The organism is Flavobacterium sp. LHD-80 (assembly GCF_030929605.1).
GTDB lineage: Bacteria > Bacteroidota > Bacteroidia > Flavobacteriales > Flavobacteriaceae > Flavobacterium.
This window is the reverse complement of record NZ_JAVFVS010000010.1, coordinates 66,529-81,044: the sequence shown is the minus strand read 5'-3', so window position 1 is coordinate 81,044 and position 14,516 is coordinate 66,529. Positions and strand designations below refer to the sequence as shown.

The window sequence follows — 14,516 nt, the reverse complement described above, 5'->3', positions numbered from 1 at the left end:
TTGTAATTAATACAATTAAATAATGAAAAACATAAGATATAGATACTGCCTGATTGCTTTAGCTTCAATGCTGATTTGCGCCTGCGGTACTAAAAAAACGACCTATAAAGTAAGTTCTCCTGGAAAAAACACCGAATTAGTTTTTGAATTAACGCCTTCTGGACAGCCTCAATATAGTTTTACTTCTAGCGGACAATCGGTTATTGAGCCTTCTTTGATGGGTTTTGAGTTTCAGGGAATTCAAAAAATGACAGATGGTTTTGAAGTGGTTTCCACCGAAGAAAAAACCTCTGATGAAACTTGGGAACAACCTTGGGGTGAATTCAAAAAAGTGAGAGATCATCATAATGAATTAATTGTTCACCTTAAAGAAGCAAAAGGCGAGGAGCGTTTAGTTGATATTATTTTCAGGGTTTTTGATGATGGCGTAGGATTTCGTTATTCGTTCCCAAAACAGCCTCATTTAGGCAAAGTGAAGATTTCGAATGAAGTTACGCAGTTTACTTTTAAATCAAATAATGATGTTTGGTGGATTCCGGTGCACCGCGAAAACAGTTATTATGAAAGTGAATATCGCAAAACGCCAATCAGTAAAACAGATACAATTAATACTCCAGCGACTTTTGAAACCAAAGAGAAATTGTATGTGGCAATTCACGAAGCTAATTTGACTGATTTTGCCTCAATGACGCTTTTAAAAACAAGCGACAAACAATACAAAAGTGATTTGGTGCCTTGGGCTGACGGTGTAAAAGTATATGCCGAAGCTCCTTTTGTAACGCCTTGGAGAACTATTGTTGTTGGGAAAACGCCGGGTGATGTTGCGACTTCAACGATTATGCTGAATTTAAATGAACCTTCAAAAATTGAAGATCTTTCTTGGATTACACCATCAAAATATATCGGAATTTGGTGGGGAATGCATTTAGAAAAATTCACTTGGGGACAAGGCCCAAAACATGGCGCTACAACAAAAAACACCAAAGAATATATTGATTTTGCTGCGAAAAACAATTTTGACGGCGTTCTGGTAGAAGGCTGGAACGAGGGCTGGGACGGAGATTGGACTGCCGATGGATCTGCATTTAGCTTTGTAAAAGCCTATCCCGATTTTAATTTGGAAGAAATTACAAAATATGCGGCCATGAAAAATGTCCGTTTAATTGGTCATCATGAAACGGCTGGTGCTTCAAAACATTATGAAAGTCAGCTTGAAGATGCTTTTAAATTGTACCAAAAAATGGGTGTCAATTCGGTTAAAACGGGTTATGTAAACAAATATCTGGATAAAAAAGAATGGCACGACAGTCAGTATGGAGCGCGTCATTACAGAAAAGTAATCGAAACGGCGGCGAAATATCATATCATGATTGATAATCATGAACCTATGAAAGGAACGGGAATTCAACGTACGTATCCAAACTTTATGTCGCAGGAAGGCGGAAGAGGACAGGAATATAACGCTTGGTCTGTTGATGGAGGAAATACGCCTCAGCATTTAACAACTTTGCCTTTTACAAGAATGCTTTCTGGACCGTTTGATTATACTCCGGGTAATTTCAATTTTGATTACAAAACGCCTTCTGGAGCGCGAGTTCAAACGACTTTGGCGAATCAATTGGCTTTGTATGTGATTATTTTCAGTCCGTTGCAAATGGCTTCTGATTTACCGGAAAATTATGTTGGAAAACCTGAATTTCAATTCATAAAAGACGTTCCTTGCACTTGGTCTGATACTAAAGTTTTGGATTCTAAAATTGGTGAATACACCACAATCGTTCGTAAAGATTGGGATGAGAAAAACTGGTATTTAGGTTCTATAACCAATAAAGATGCAAGAGACTTAAAAGTGGAATTGTCATTTTTAGATGTTGGAAAAGAATATGAAGCAAGCATTTATGCTGACGGAGCTGGAGCAAATTATAAAACGAATCCGTATCCGGTGACGATTTCAAAACAAAAAGTAAATAGTAAAAGTGTAATAAATATCAAATTGGCAGCTGGAGGAGGAACAGCTATAAAATTCACTCCGTTAAATTAATTGAATTAGTTTTCGTTTTATTTTAGTTAAGTTTAAGTTTGAGCAAATGAGCCCGATTTCTTTTTAAAGATTTCGGGCTTGTTTATTTTTTTTGTTTCAGGTTTCAGTTTTAACGTTGAAAGTTTAACCGCAAAGGGCGCAAAGTTTTTTTGGTCAAGATTGCGCTCACAAACGCAAAGTTCGCAAAGCTTTGTGTAAAAACTTTATTGTATAACGTTGACAGTTTAACCGCAAAGAGCGCTAGGGTTTTTAGTGTAGTGGATTTATATAAACGCAAAGTTCGCAAAGCTTTGTATAAAAACTTTGCGAACTTTGCGAACTTTGCGTAATCCCTTGCGTGCTTTGCGGTTAAAAAAACTCAGAACCTTAGCATCTTAGAACCTTATTTATGCAACTGAATATGTTTTCCAAAAGAATAAGTTAAAGCAATAGTTGGTCCATTGTAACCCCATTTGAAGAAACCGTTTAGTCTTTCTTTTTCGGCGTCAACTCTAATGTTTAAGCCTGTATATCCTGCTGTTATACTGAAATTTTTGTACAAATTATATAATACAGATAAATTGTAACTCAAAATTCGACCATCGACGTCATTTACTTTTAAAGCAAAGTAATTAAAATTAGCATAAAGTCCCACTTTTTTACCCAATACAAATTCTCCCCAAATTCCAATATCAGGCAATGGTGCAGTTACACCAAAATCATCATGAAATTCGACACCTTGTGTCTGACCCTCTAATCTCAAACCAACATCTATTAACATTACGTGAGCACCAATTAAGGCACCTATTTCATATTTTGGTTTTGATATAAAAGCGTAACCGTAATATATTCTAATAATCTGATTGTCAAAAAATGCTGAAACACGTCCATCTACTGGATAAGTATGATCACCAAATTCGATGTCTTTTTGAAGGACTTTTGTTGAGTTTCTGTTCAAATAAAAATATTCAGCTCCAAGTCTTGATCTTCTTGAAATGCGCCATTCAAAAGCGGCAGCAAATGATTCACTACTTTTATTAAAACCAAGATCTTTTTCAAAATCGATCATGTTTCCAAAATCACCATTATTGCTTCCCACTTCTACTTGTGTGTTGTTTACAGGAAAAAATGCACCGGCTGTGAATTTAAATCGGCGGGCATGCCAAGGCAAATCTTCGGGATCATAATTCTGAAACTCGTCTGAGTTATTTGTTGCGGCGGGTAAAGTTTCAGCTGGAATTTCGGCAGTGTTTTGTGCTTTGGCCGTAATCCAAAAGAGGCAAACTATCATAAAACAAATTAATTTTTTCATTGGATTTAATTTTAGAGTTTTTGATAAATTTTTAACACTTAAAGTTAACAAAAAAAATCATTCATTTAAATTTTTACCGTTTAATGTTTAGATAATTCTGTTGATTATCAATTTGATATGAGGTGGTTAGTTTTATGGTACCTTAAATTTCTTTTGAAAACGGATGCCGCGTGAGGGATAGAAGTAAGCTGCCGAAGCAGCACGGATAGCCCGACACCTTTTAAAAAAAGGCCTCAATACGCGCAAAGCATATTAAGGCCTTTTTTTAAATGGTGGCACGCCCAGATTTAAATTATTAATTGTTAATTATTAATTGTGAATTGTGAATTGATCCAGATTGTGTGAATTACATTGCGTGTCCTTCGACTCCGCTCAGGATGACATGCCGAGAAATTTATAATTAACAATTTACAATTCACAATTAAAGTTAAACTCTATTGTAGTCCGCTTTCCAGTGAACGATGGCTTTTTTGATGGAGTCTCCAGGAAGATTGTTTTTTAGAGCGTCTTCTAGAAGTTCTAGAAATTCGTTGTCTGGTGCAAAACGTAGTGCAAATATTTGATCGTCGGTTAATTTGTATTCAAATTCTTCGAGTCTTTTTCCGGTAAGAGTGAAATAGCGGTAACGAACTTCTAAACGTACGATTCGGTTTTGTAATATCAACGCATAATGCTGGCGAAGCATAAAAGCTAAAAAGAAGAGAAAAATAAAGCCAACACTGATAAAAGACCAAATAAGTGCATCGTTTGTAGTACAGGCAAAATAGATGCTGAAGCTTAAAAAAATCGTTAGAACGGGATAATATATAAAATGATGAGGGGTGTAAAATCGGATGTGATTATAATAGGTTTGAACTTTCATAATTGCGTTTTTAGGTTTTGGTTAAAAAAACAAAGCTACTCTAAAAATTAGAATAGCTTTATTTCTCAAAATAAACTAACATAACCAATGTTTTCTTTATACTCTGAACTTTTTACAGTTCGTAATTCTATTTATTTGAAAAAAGCCTTCATTGTGCTTGTAAATCCTTTTCTATTTTGGCTTTAATTTCTTGTTGTAAAGTTACATCGAGTTCTAAGGTTTGTGTTATATTTTACTTTGAAAATGTTATATGATTTCAACTGTGTCGTTTATAAAGTGCCAATAATTTTCCACTCCGCTAATTTTGAATCGAAAGATTTTCCGGCATTGGCGGGACTTGTAGACGGAAGCGTATGAAGCTGATACGTTTTTTGTAGTTGAACATATTTTTTGAAAAATGCATGCGCTTTTTGTCCGTTAAAGAAAATGGCTTTGATGTTAGGATGCTGTTTTAAAAAGATTTCAAAATCATTTGCGATTTCGTTTTTAATGGCACTGTCTAAACTTCCTACTCGGTCGCAATATTGAAGAACGTCCCAAAGCGCAATTTTGTTTTTTTGAAGCAAAGCTTTTCGCGTTTCATAATCATAGGAGAAATCTTCTTTGAAAATGACAAACATAAATTTCCAAAAATTATTCTGATTGTGTCCGTAATACTGATTCAGCTCTAAAGATTTTATGCCAGGCATTGTGCCGAGAATCAGAATTTCGGAATCATTTGTTGCGATTGGAGCGAATGAAAAGCTTTTCATTTTTTTTGAATTAAGAAATTTTCTGTTTGAGTTAAAATTTTCATCTCGAAGTAATTATAAAACAAAACCTCAAAATTATATAACATTTTACAGGAACGCTTGCCCGAACTTTGGTTTATTGATTTTTATAAAGAAATCCAAAAGTAAAATGTCAAATTTAAATGTACGCAAAATGAAAATAGTTACCATACATACAGAGCAAATTCAAACGGTTTTTGATGAATTGAATGATAATTTTGATGGAAAAATAGCTTTTGATTTCGATGAATATAAACTTGATGTCAATAATAGTTTTGCAAAAGGAACTATAACTGGAGCTTCTTTTAATGATAATATTTCTTATGTACAGTTTGATATGACATTTTCCACTCCTGTTAGAATGGATTTTTTGAATGTGATGTCAACGCCAGTTTATTTCGCCTATTGTTCTAAAGGCGGTCTTTCGCACAGTTTTGGAATTAATGGCGAGGAGCGAAAGTTTAAAAGATTTCAGACTGCCATTTTGACTTCTAATCAAAATCAGGATAATGTTTTGTTTTTTGAGAAAGATGTCAATACAAAACTGACGCTGATTATCGTGGGAACACAAATCGAACAGCCGTATTTAATGCCGTCGCTGAATCAGAAAGTCAAAGAAACTTTTTTTGAAAATAATGCCGAGCAGAATTTCTTTTATATGGGATCCTATAATTTAAAAATTGCCGAAAAAATAGAACAACTCAACGCAGTAACGCAAACCGGAATTGTTAGAAATTTATTGAAGGAAGGAATTTTGAAAATTATTTTGGCAATGGAAATTCAGCAACATAGCGACGATTTAAATTCTTTTTCGAAAGATGCAAATTGCTTAACTCTGAAAGAAATGGAAGAAATAAAAGAACTTTCGGAATTCATAAAATCAAGCCCAGAAGAAGCTTTTACAATTAAATCACTAAGCAAAAAATCTGGATTGTCGCCAAGCAAACTTCAGGAAGGTTTTAAAATGATTCACGACCGAACTGTAAATGATTATATCACACATATGAGAGTCTTAAAAGCTGAAATCTTAATGCGCACTTCTGATCTAAATATTTCAGAAATTGTGTATTGCATTGGTTTTACAAGCAGAAGCTATTTCTCAAAAATCTTCAAACAAAAATTCAACTGTAGTCCGAAAGAGTATAAGTTTAATGTTTCAGCATGATTAGAAGGTTCTAAGGTTCTGAGATACTAAGGTTCTAAGGTTTTTTAAAATATCTTTTATAATAATATTAGACTAAGATTTTAAGTCGCTGAGGTCAAAGTAAGAACTGTGGGCTCCAAACTTAGAATCTTAGTTTTTTTTGGATTTTGTGAAGAAAAAACTTAGAACCTTAGTATCTCAGAGCCTTAGTACCTAAAAAAAACCTTTGCCAAAAAGATTTTTTTCATACATTTGCATAACTGCTTATATAATTAATTATAATATGGAATTTTTTGACAAAGTTGGCAAAGCAGCATTAGGAAGCAGACTGCGTTTAATGACGGCAGTTATAACAGACGATGCTTCTAAAATTTATGAATTGTATGGTGTAGATTTTGTGCCGAAATGGTTTCCGGTATTTTACACTTTGACGGAAGAAAGAGAACTGACAATTACAGAAATTGCGAATGAAATTGGACATTCTCAACCATCGGTAAGTAAAATTATTCAGGAAATGATTAGCGCGGCAATTGTGCAGGAAAGTTTGAAGACAGATGATAAGCGAAAAAATAATGTCATTTTAACTGAGAAAGGTAATTTGCTTTCGCAGCGAATAAAACAGCAATTAAAAGATATTGATGTTGCAATTGACGGATTAATTTCGGAGTCGAAACACAATCTTTGGGCTGCGCTCGAAGAATGGGAATTTTTATTGGAACAAAAATCAATGTTTAAAAGAGTAAGCGATCAAAAGAAACTTCGCGAAAGCAAAGACGTTAAAATCGTAGATTATAAACCCGAATATCAAGAAGCATTTAGAGCTTTGAATGTAGAATGGATTTCGGCTTATTTTGAAATGGAAGAGGCCGATTATAAAGCACTCGATAATCCGGAAGAATATATTTTAAATAAAGGCGGAAAAATTCTGGTCGCATTGCATGACAATGAACCCATTGGCGTTTGTGCGCTTATAAAAATGAATCATCCTGATTATGATTACGAAATGGCAAAAATGGCGGTTTCCCCAAAAGCACAAGGAAAAAGTATTGGCTGGCTTTTAGGGCAGGAAATCGTTAAAACCGCAAAAGGACTGGGAGCTAAAAAGATATATCTGGAAAGCAACACAATCTTAAAACCTGCTATAAACTTATATTATAAATTAGGTTTTGAAAAAGTCTTTGGACTTGAAACTCCTTACAAGCGTTGTAATATTCAGATGGAGTTGGTTCTTTAGAAAGATGCTAAGATGCTAAGGTTCTGAGATACTAAGGAAAAAACTTAGAACCTTAGCATCTCAGAACCTTAGTACCTTTTAAATCATCGCCCGAAGCGATAATATTCCAAATCCATATTATTTTTATTATTGATGGAATCCAGAATAGAATTCATTCCGATGATGCTGAAAGTGATTCCGTTGCCACCAAAACCTAGGACATAATGTTCATTTTTCTTTGGATCTGGTTTTCCAAAATAGGGAAGACCGTCTTTTGTTTCGCCAAAAGTTCCAGCCCAGGAATAATCCAGTTTAAAATTGATATTTGGGAATTTTCTTCTGAAGGATCTTAGCAGATATTGTTCTTTTTTTGGAATTAATTTATCGCGCTTTTTAGGATCTATAAAATCTTCATCGCCACCGCCCACAATCAATCTATTATCTGAGGTTGCTCTAAAATACAAATACGGATTTGAAGTATCCCACAAAATAGAGTTTTTGAAAACAGCGGGTAAATCGGGCAAACTTTCAGAGGCAATCACATAAGTACTTTTTAAATCGACAACTTTCTCTTTGAGAGTTTCAGTACTTTCATATCCTGAACAATGTATGATATGTTGGGCCATAATAGAATTTCCAGCTTCTGTTTGAGCAATAAATTTTCCACCTTGATTTTTTATAGATTCGATATTGGTGCGGTCAAAAACTTGCAATCCTTTATCTTGACAGTACGAAATTAAATCCTGAGCCAAATGATACGGATCAACAACGGCTGCAGTTTTTGACTCGATTCCAGCAATTGCTTTTAGTCCCATCGTTTCTAATTCGGCTTTGCTTAACCAGTTAACATCAAATCCGTGCTGTTTTCTGGTTTTGAATTCATTCTTTAAAAACGGAATATCTTTTTTGAGACTGCAGAAATAAATGCTTTTTTTAAACTCGAATTCACAGTCGCTTTTTATGGTGTCGACAATGGTTCTCAGGTCAAAAATTGCTTTTTTGCCGTTTCTGTAACTGTTTATTGCACAGTCTGCTCCACGTAATTTGATTAATTCATGCAAAGAAACATCAATTTCGTATTGGAGTAAAGCAGTACTTGCGGCCGTGCTTCCGTTGCAAATGTCACGTCGGTCAACTAAAACTACTTTTTTTCCGTCGCTAATTAATTTATAAGCAATCAATGCGCCTGTAATACCGCCACCAATAATCAATATCGGTGTTTCGATATTTGAATCTAAAGACGGATAACTTGCCTGCATTCTATATTTTAAAGGCCAAAAAGTTTCGGTTGAGCGTAGTTTCATTTTTTGGTAGTTTTTGTTGATTTTGCGGTAGATGGACTATTTGTTTTTTTAGCCGGTTTATTCTTGGCTTTATTTTGATTTCTATTTTTGTCTTTTCGTTCGTGCTGTTCATTCGCTTCAGCAATAGAATGTGAGGTCCTGATGGTTTCGTCTTTTTTTGCGAGTTCACTTAATCTGTGGTAATATTTTTTAATAATTTCCATTTCTTCTTCCGTCATACTTTCAATATCAACAAGACTATTGCTGGATAATTCATTTGAAGCAACTAATTCGTTAAGCTTTAGCTGAATTGCCAATGAATCTTTATTTTGCGCTTTCTGAATCAAGAAAACCATTAAAAAAGTGATAATCGTTGTTCCCGTATTAATGACCAATTGCCAAGTTTCTGAATAATCGAAAAATGGCCCAGAAACCGCCCAGACAACTACAATTAAAAAAGCAATAATGAATGCCGGAGTACTTCCTGTTGCTTTACAAACAGCACTTGCAAATTTTTCAAAAGCACTATTTTTATTTTGATTTTTTGTTTTCATTTGGATTTGACTTTTTGGGTTTGCTTACTTTTTCTTCTCTAATTACTTTATTGTGTTTTTCGTCATAAACGGCCTCGTCGATTTTTTGTCCCGTTTTGCTGAATATTTTGATTTTAGGATCTTCGTGCGTTCCGGTTATCACAATTGGAAAACCAATAATTCCGAAAGGCGGCAATCCTAATCGCATTCTTAAATCCAGCAAACCGTCAAAACTTGTAGTTCCTTTTATAGTTGGTCTGAAACTGGCAACAGAAAACGTAAAAGGCTCAACAAAAATTAAGTTATTATCAATTGTTGATTTGACTTCAATTCCTTTTAAGTCAGGATTGTCAAGACCTTTTTGCCCGGTTTTTGAACTGATTCCGTCAAATAATTTCAATCCTTTAACCTGAACATCACGCAGGTTTATGGTACCGCCACCTTCTAGCGATTCGTAAATTGGCCCCATATTTCCGTTCAAATCACCTTTAACTTTATAGTCAACAGAGATAATTCCCTGTGCTTTCTCGGCGACCGTTACCATATCATGAAACATCGGAATTTCTTTGTAGGCACGTTGTACACTAAAATCTTTAGCGGTAAAATGAGCGTCAAAATGTGCTGTTGTCGGCGATTCGTCTTTATAAGAAGCATCAATTCCTAATAAACAGTCAATGATATTAAAAGTGGCATTTTGCAAGTAGAAATTTCCTTTTTCAATTCCGGTTTTGCCCGAAAGTTTGTTTAAAACCAAACCATTATATTCGACTTTATCGGCATTTGCATTGAGTGAAACATTCAAGTTTTTCGGAATCATTACCACACCGCTCATTTTTGGATGATCTTCTTTGGCATAATCAACTTCGAGTTTTCGGTCTGTGTTTTCTCCTTTTTCGAGCGCCATAAATTCGTCAACATTGATCAGTTTTGATTTCAGTCCAAAGTTACCGCTCAATGTTCCGTGCGATTCCAGAAAATAATTGATTGTATTTAGAAGATATCCGTTTATATCAAAATCAGATTTTCCGTAAGTCGCGTTGAATTTCTCAAACCACATTTTCTCATTCTGAAAACGGAAATTTCCTTGTTTGATAAAGAAAGCTTTCGGAAAAAGTTCTGAGGTAGCTTTAATATTTTTTAGCAAAATTGTACCTCGATTATCCAGTTTATCATATTGTCCGGTTGTGGCGCAACTTTGTTTTCCTTTAAGCGATAAATCGGCTTTTGCGTAACCCGTTACGTCAACTCCTTTTTGAGAGAAAACCTGATAAATTCTTCCCACATTCAATTCGCCTTTAATTTTAGCATTGTAAGCCAAATCATTAAAGTCTGAAAGCGTAGCATTTACATACATCGGATTTCCTTCAAAAACAAATGAGGCTGGAGCTACAGCTACAATTAAATCCTGATAAGTTCCGGCTTTGTTCAATACATTGGCAACAAAAGTAATATTGGTAATTGGGTTAGGATAGGAGTTGGTTTTTAGCCAACCGTTGTGAAGTGCAATACCGCCAATCGTTTTTGGAAATAGTTTTTTTGAAGTGCTGAAAAGACCTTTGGCTTTAATATTTGTTTTTAAAATTCCTTTTAAATCAACCGAATTTAAACCCAAAGCGGCATCAACAACGGCAAGATCTAATGCGCCTTTTAAACTGGCATCGATTGTCATTTCGGTAAAACCTTTGCTGTGCAAGTAAGCATTGAAATAATCTTTATCGCCCACTTTAAATTTAAAAGTTCTAAGATTTACCAAAAGCTGTTCCATATCTAAAGACGGAAGAATCGCATTCAAATCCATTTGAAAATCAGTCAGTGGCACTGGAGCGTTTTTGTAGTTAACGGCGCCATTATCGATTTTTAAATTGAAAGCTAAATTTGGTTTTTGTTTTTTGGCCACATTATAATCGCCTTTAAAAGTAAAAAGCAGATCACTTCGGCCTGAAATATCAGTTTTTTCGAGCCAAGTCAAATATTCTGGAGGCATTACAGAGAGTAAATCTTTTACCGTTGTATTTTCAGAAGCGGCTTTGATATTGATTTTATAGCCATCTCTTAAAATAGTAAAAAGCCCAGTAAATTTTAAGGGCAGTTTATTGATATGAAGTTCATTTTTTTGAAGAATAAACGAAAGTGCGTGCGTATTGATTCGCGTAATTAAATCGGCGCTAACATTTTTTCTTCTCAAATATCCTGTTCGGTCATAATAGAAATCGAGATTGTCAATTTGGGCATTGGTACTTAAATCAAAAATATCTTCACTCAGGTTTCCTTTTCCAATATAATTGAAACCTTTTGCATCGACTAAAATCTTAGCCGAACGGTCGTTGTATTTAACATGACAATTTTTAAGGTCGATTCTTTCTAATCGAATCGCAGTTCCTTCTTCAGGATTATTAGGATCTTCTTTCTCGTTTTTGCGATCTTCTGGAGCTACATAAATGTTGTAATTGGCTTGCCCTTTTTCATTTACCATTACATTTATTAAGGCATCATTAACGTATAATTTATTGATTTTAACTTCATTGTCAAAAATCAATCTTTTAATATTTATTCCAAATGCAACTTGATCTGCTTTTAATAAAGTATCATTGCTGAAAGGCGCAGAACCGGTCATTGATAAATCATCTAATGAAACAGTTAATGATGGAAAGTGAGTAAAAAAGGAAAGTCTCGATTTCGAAAAATCGAGCTTTGTGTCCAAACGTTCGTTGGCTATTTTTTTAACTTCAGAGGCAACTTTTCCGGGGAATAATAGCGGAATCAAAAAAAGCAATAGCAATATTCCTGCTATTGTAATTCCCGTCCATTTTAAAATTTTAAGGCTTATATTTTTATATGAAGTTTTCATGGCGTAGAAATTTTATTGTTTTTTTTCAGGCTCTTTTTTAGCTTCTTGTTCTTTTTGCTTTTCCTGTTTTGCTTTTTCTTCTTTAGCTGCTTTTTCCTGTTTTTCTTTTTCTTCTTTGGCTTTTTCTTCTTTTTCTTTTTGAGCGTCTTCTTGTTTTTCTTTTATTTCTTCTTGTTTTTTAGCTTTTTCTTTCTCTTTTTTCTTGAAGTAGCCTCTAAAAAGGAAATTGCTTTTTGCCGCTTCCATATTATCACTAAAGCCTTTGGTGCCACTTTCTAAGTTCGAAAGCGTATTTGTAACACTGTTTGCCATTTTATCATCACGAACTAATCTTGCCAAAGCACCGTTTCCGTTGTTCATACTATGGCTGAAAATGGCTAGTTCTTCTGAAATTACGCCAACGTTGTCAACACTTTTTTTGACACTTTTCATGATGTCATTCATTTCGATTCCATCAATCGAAGCGATGGCGCCATTGTTCTCAATAATTTTTGTCGATTTTTCTCCAGGAGAAATAGTCAACACTTTGTCGCCCATTAAACCATCAGAGCCAATACCTGCGCGAGCATCGGTTTTTATGAATTTTCGAACTTCTTCTTTAATGACCATTGAAACGACTACAGAAGAATCGTTTATAATTCTGATTTCTTCTACAGTTCCAATGTTGATACCTGAAAAACGAACATTGTTTCCGACTTCCAAACCACTTACAGTTTTAAATTTTGAACTGATATGAAATGTTGAACCAAAAAGATTTTTTTGTTTTCCAATAAAATAAATGGCCATAATAAATAGCAGCAGACCAACTGATACAAACATTCCTAATTTCCAAGTATATCCAGATTCCTTTTCCATGATTTCTACAATTTATTTTGCTTTATTCAAAAAATGAGCGTACCCATTCGTCTTCATCTTTTTCAAGTTCTTCATAAGTTCCTTCGGCGTGGATGACTCCATCTTTTAAAACCATAATTCGGTCGGCAGTCAATTTGGCGCAGGCCATATCATGCGTAATAATGATCGATGAGGTTTTTTGTTTGTGTTTTATATCCAGAATTAGTTCGCTTATTTCTCGTGATGTAATCGTATCTAATCCTGTTGTGGGTTCGTCGTATAAAATGATTTCGGGTTTTAAAATCAGTGTTCTTGCCAAGCCAATTCTTTTTCGCATTCCGCCAGATAATTCGGCAGGCATTTTATCAATTGCATCGCTTAAACCAACATTATCAAGCGCTTCTATAACTTCATTTTCGACTTCATCAGCACTCAAATCTCGTTTGTGGGCTCTAAGTGTAAAAGCAAGATTTTCTCTCACCGACATTGAGTCGTATAAAGCGGCACTTTGGAACAAAAAACCAATTTTAACTCTCAGTTTATTGAGTTCGATTTTGCTGAGATCTAATACGTTTTCATCAAAAACTTTTATCTCGCCCTGATCAGGATTTATTAATCCGACGATACATTTTATGGTAACTGATTTTCCTGAACCAGATCGTCCTAAAATCACCAAATCTTCACCCTTATTTACCGTAAGATTTACGCCTTTTAGAACTTCGTTATCTTTGCCAAAAGTTTTACGCAGATCCTTGATCTCAATAATGGGAGTCTGTTTTTTATCTTTCGATTTTTGTTTGCTATTTTTTTCTTCTTTAATCATTTTTAATAAATTAAATCAGTTAGTTGTACTGCGATCATATCAATAATAAAAATGCTTAAAGAAGCTGTGACTACTGCCGAGTTTGCAGCACGTCCCACACTTTCTGTTCCGTTTGCCGCATTAAATCCTTTAAAGCATCCAATCATACCGATGAAGAAACCAAAGAAAAATGTTTTGATCGTGGCCGGAATCAAATCTGAAAATTCTAATGACTGAATAATCTGAGTTAGATAACGATAGAAATTAACATCACCGTGAATGTTTATTCCAGCATAGCCGCCAATAATTCCAACTGCATCTGCAAAAATCACTAATATTGGAACCATTAATGTACAAGCAGCTATTCTGGTTACGACCAAATAATTATAAGGATTAATGGCTGAAACTTCCATGGCGTCAATTTGTTCGGTTACTTTCATAGAACCTAATTCGGCACCAATTCCAGATGAAATTTTTCCGGCACAGATTAAGGCTGTTATTACTGGAGCAATTTCACGAATTAGCGAAAGTGCCACCATTCCCGGAAGCCAGCTTTCGGCGCCAAATGTTACTAAAGTAGGTCGTGACTGTATTGTTAATACCAATCCCATTATAAAACCAGTTATGGCAACTAAAGGCAACGATTTATAACCAATGATATAACATTGTTTTAAGAACTCTTTTGCCTCGTACGGAGGAATTAAAAGTTCCTTAAAAAATCGCGTCGCAAACAATGTTGCAGTGCCAATTTGTGAGAATGTATTTTTTAAGCTGAGAATCAAAATAATGTTGTTTAAAAGTTAAAACATAATGCAAATCAGTTTTTTAACAGTTTTATAATCCTTTTGTAATTATATATTAAAATTACTCCTATACTTGTTAAAATATTTTACAC

Annotated in this window: 12 protein-coding genes; 3 read left to right on the top strand and 9 right to left on the bottom strand. The window is 34.5% G+C overall.

The genetic code is table 11. From position 1 onward, the window contains the following. Positions 1 to 22: 22 nt before the first annotated feature. Positions 23 to 2,041, top strand: coding sequence for a glycoside hydrolase family 97 protein (locus RB619_RS14050; protein WP_308098494.1), 2,019 nt, complete (start codon positions 23 to 25; stop codon positions 2,039 to 2,041). A gap of 382 nt (positions 2,042 to 2,423) precedes the next feature. Here the strand turns inward: RB619_RS14050 and RB619_RS14045 are convergent, their stop codons facing one another. The 3 genes from RB619_RS14045 to RB619_RS14035 form a co-directional block, all read right to left on the bottom strand. Further along, entirely contained in the window at positions 2,424 to 3,332 is a 909-nt protein-coding gene (locus RB619_RS14045; protein WP_308098492.1) for a hypothetical protein, read from the bottom strand. A gap of 427 nt (positions 3,333 to 3,759) precedes the next feature. Next, the gene (locus RB619_RS14040) at positions 3,760 to 4,194 is read right to left on the bottom strand and encodes a DUF6526 family protein (protein ID WP_308098490.1); all 435 of its coding nucleotides are present in this window, start codon (positions 4,192 to 4,194) and stop codon (positions 3,760 to 3,762) included. 269 nt (positions 4,195 to 4,463) lie between these two features. Further along, complete coding sequence (locus tag RB619_RS14035) at positions 4,464 to 4,946, bottom strand: DNA-deoxyinosine glycosylase (RefSeq protein WP_308098488.1); 483 nt, start codon at positions 4,944 to 4,946, stop codon at positions 4,464 to 4,466. Between the two features lie 172 nt (positions 4,947 to 5,118). Between RB619_RS14035 and RB619_RS14030 the strand changes: the two genes are divergently transcribed. After that, complete coding sequence (locus tag RB619_RS14030; protein WP_308098486.1) at positions 5,119 to 6,129, top strand: AraC family transcriptional regulator; 1,011 nt, start codon at positions 5,119 to 5,121, stop codon at positions 6,127 to 6,129. A gap of 262 nt (positions 6,130 to 6,391) precedes the next feature. Beyond that, a complete protein-coding gene (locus RB619_RS14025; protein WP_308098484.1) occupies positions 6,392 to 7,342 on the top strand; it encodes a bifunctional helix-turn-helix transcriptional regulator/GNAT family N-acetyltransferase in 951 nt (316 codons plus the stop codon). An 83-nt stretch (positions 7,343 to 7,425) separates the two neighbouring features. On the opposite strand, the gene RB619_RS14020 is transcribed toward RB619_RS14025, so the two are convergent. Genes RB619_RS14020 through RB619_RS13995 form a run of 6 tightly spaced genes read right to left on the bottom strand, consistent with a single transcriptional unit; the run spans position 7,426 to position 14,403 of the window. Continuing rightward, positions 7,426 to 8,625: an FAD-dependent oxidoreductase gene (locus RB619_RS14020; RefSeq protein WP_308098482.1), complete on the bottom strand. Its 1,200-nt coding sequence runs from the start codon at positions 8,623 to 8,625 to the stop codon at positions 7,426 to 7,428. After that, positions 8,622 to 9,158: a low affinity iron permease family protein gene (locus RB619_RS14015; protein WP_308098479.1), complete on the bottom strand. Its 537-nt coding sequence runs from the start codon at positions 9,156 to 9,158 to the stop codon at positions 8,622 to 8,624. The genes RB619_RS14020 and RB619_RS14015 overlap by 4 nt, the downstream gene beginning before the upstream one ends. Next, complete coding sequence (locus RB619_RS14010; protein ID WP_308098477.1) at positions 9,136 to 11,985, bottom strand: AsmA family protein; 2,850 nt, start codon at positions 11,983 to 11,985, stop codon at positions 9,136 to 9,138. The genes RB619_RS14015 and RB619_RS14010 overlap by 23 nt, the downstream gene beginning before the upstream one ends. Positions 11,986 to 11,997: 12 nt before the next feature. Next, entirely contained in the window at positions 11,998 to 12,840 is an 843-nt protein-coding gene (locus RB619_RS14005; RefSeq protein ID WP_308098476.1) for an MlaD family protein, read from the bottom strand. Positions 12,841 to 12,862: 22 nt separating this feature from the next. Next, complete coding sequence (locus RB619_RS14000; protein ID WP_308098474.1) at positions 12,863 to 13,642, bottom strand: ATP-binding cassette domain-containing protein; 780 nt, start codon at positions 13,640 to 13,642, stop codon at positions 12,863 to 12,865. Positions 13,643 to 13,644: 2 nt separating this feature from the next. Beyond that, a complete protein-coding gene (locus tag RB619_RS13995; RefSeq protein WP_308098471.1) occupies positions 13,645 to 14,403 on the bottom strand; it encodes an ABC transporter permease in 759 nt (252 codons plus the stop codon). Between the last annotated feature and the right edge of the window lie 113 nt (positions 14,404 to 14,516).

Bases quoted from the DNA above. Each gene is read 5' to 3' on its own strand.
- RB619_RS14050 (WP_308098494.1), top strand. From the start codon at position 23: ATGAAAAACATAAGATATAGATACTGCCTGATTGCTTTAGCTTCAATG.
- RB619_RS14045 (WP_308098492.1), bottom strand. From the start codon at position 3,332: ATGAAAAAATTAATTTGTTTTATGATAGTTTGCCTCTTTTGGATTACG.
- RB619_RS14040 (WP_308098490.1), bottom strand. From the start codon at position 4,194: ATGAAAGTTCAAACCTATTATAATCACATCCGATTTTACACCCCTCAT.
- RB619_RS14035 (WP_308098488.1), bottom strand. From the start codon at position 4,946: ATGAAAAGCTTTTCATTCGCTCCAATCGCAACAAATGATTCCGAAATT.
- RB619_RS14030 (WP_308098486.1), top strand. From the start codon at position 5,119: ATGAAAATAGTTACCATACATACAGAGCAAATTCAAACGGTTTTTGAT.
- RB619_RS14025 (WP_308098484.1), top strand. From the start codon at position 6,392: ATGGAATTTTTTGACAAAGTTGGCAAAGCAGCATTAGGAAGCAGACTG.
- RB619_RS14020 (WP_308098482.1), bottom strand. From the start codon at position 8,625: ATGAAACTACGCTCAACCGAAACTTTTTGGCCTTTAAAATATAGAATG.
- RB619_RS14015 (WP_308098479.1), bottom strand. From the start codon at position 9,158: ATGAAAACAAAAAATCAAAATAAAAATAGTGCTTTTGAAAAATTTGCA.
- RB619_RS14010 (WP_308098477.1), bottom strand. From the start codon at position 11,985: ATGAAAACTTCATATAAAAATATAAGCCTTAAAATTTTAAAATGGACG.
- RB619_RS14005 (WP_308098476.1), bottom strand. From the start codon at position 12,840: ATGGAAAAGGAATCTGGATATACTTGGAAATTAGGAATGTTTGTATCA.
- RB619_RS14000 (WP_308098474.1), bottom strand. From the start codon at position 13,642: ATGATTAAAGAAGAAAAAAATAGCAAACAAAAATCGAAAGATAAAAAA.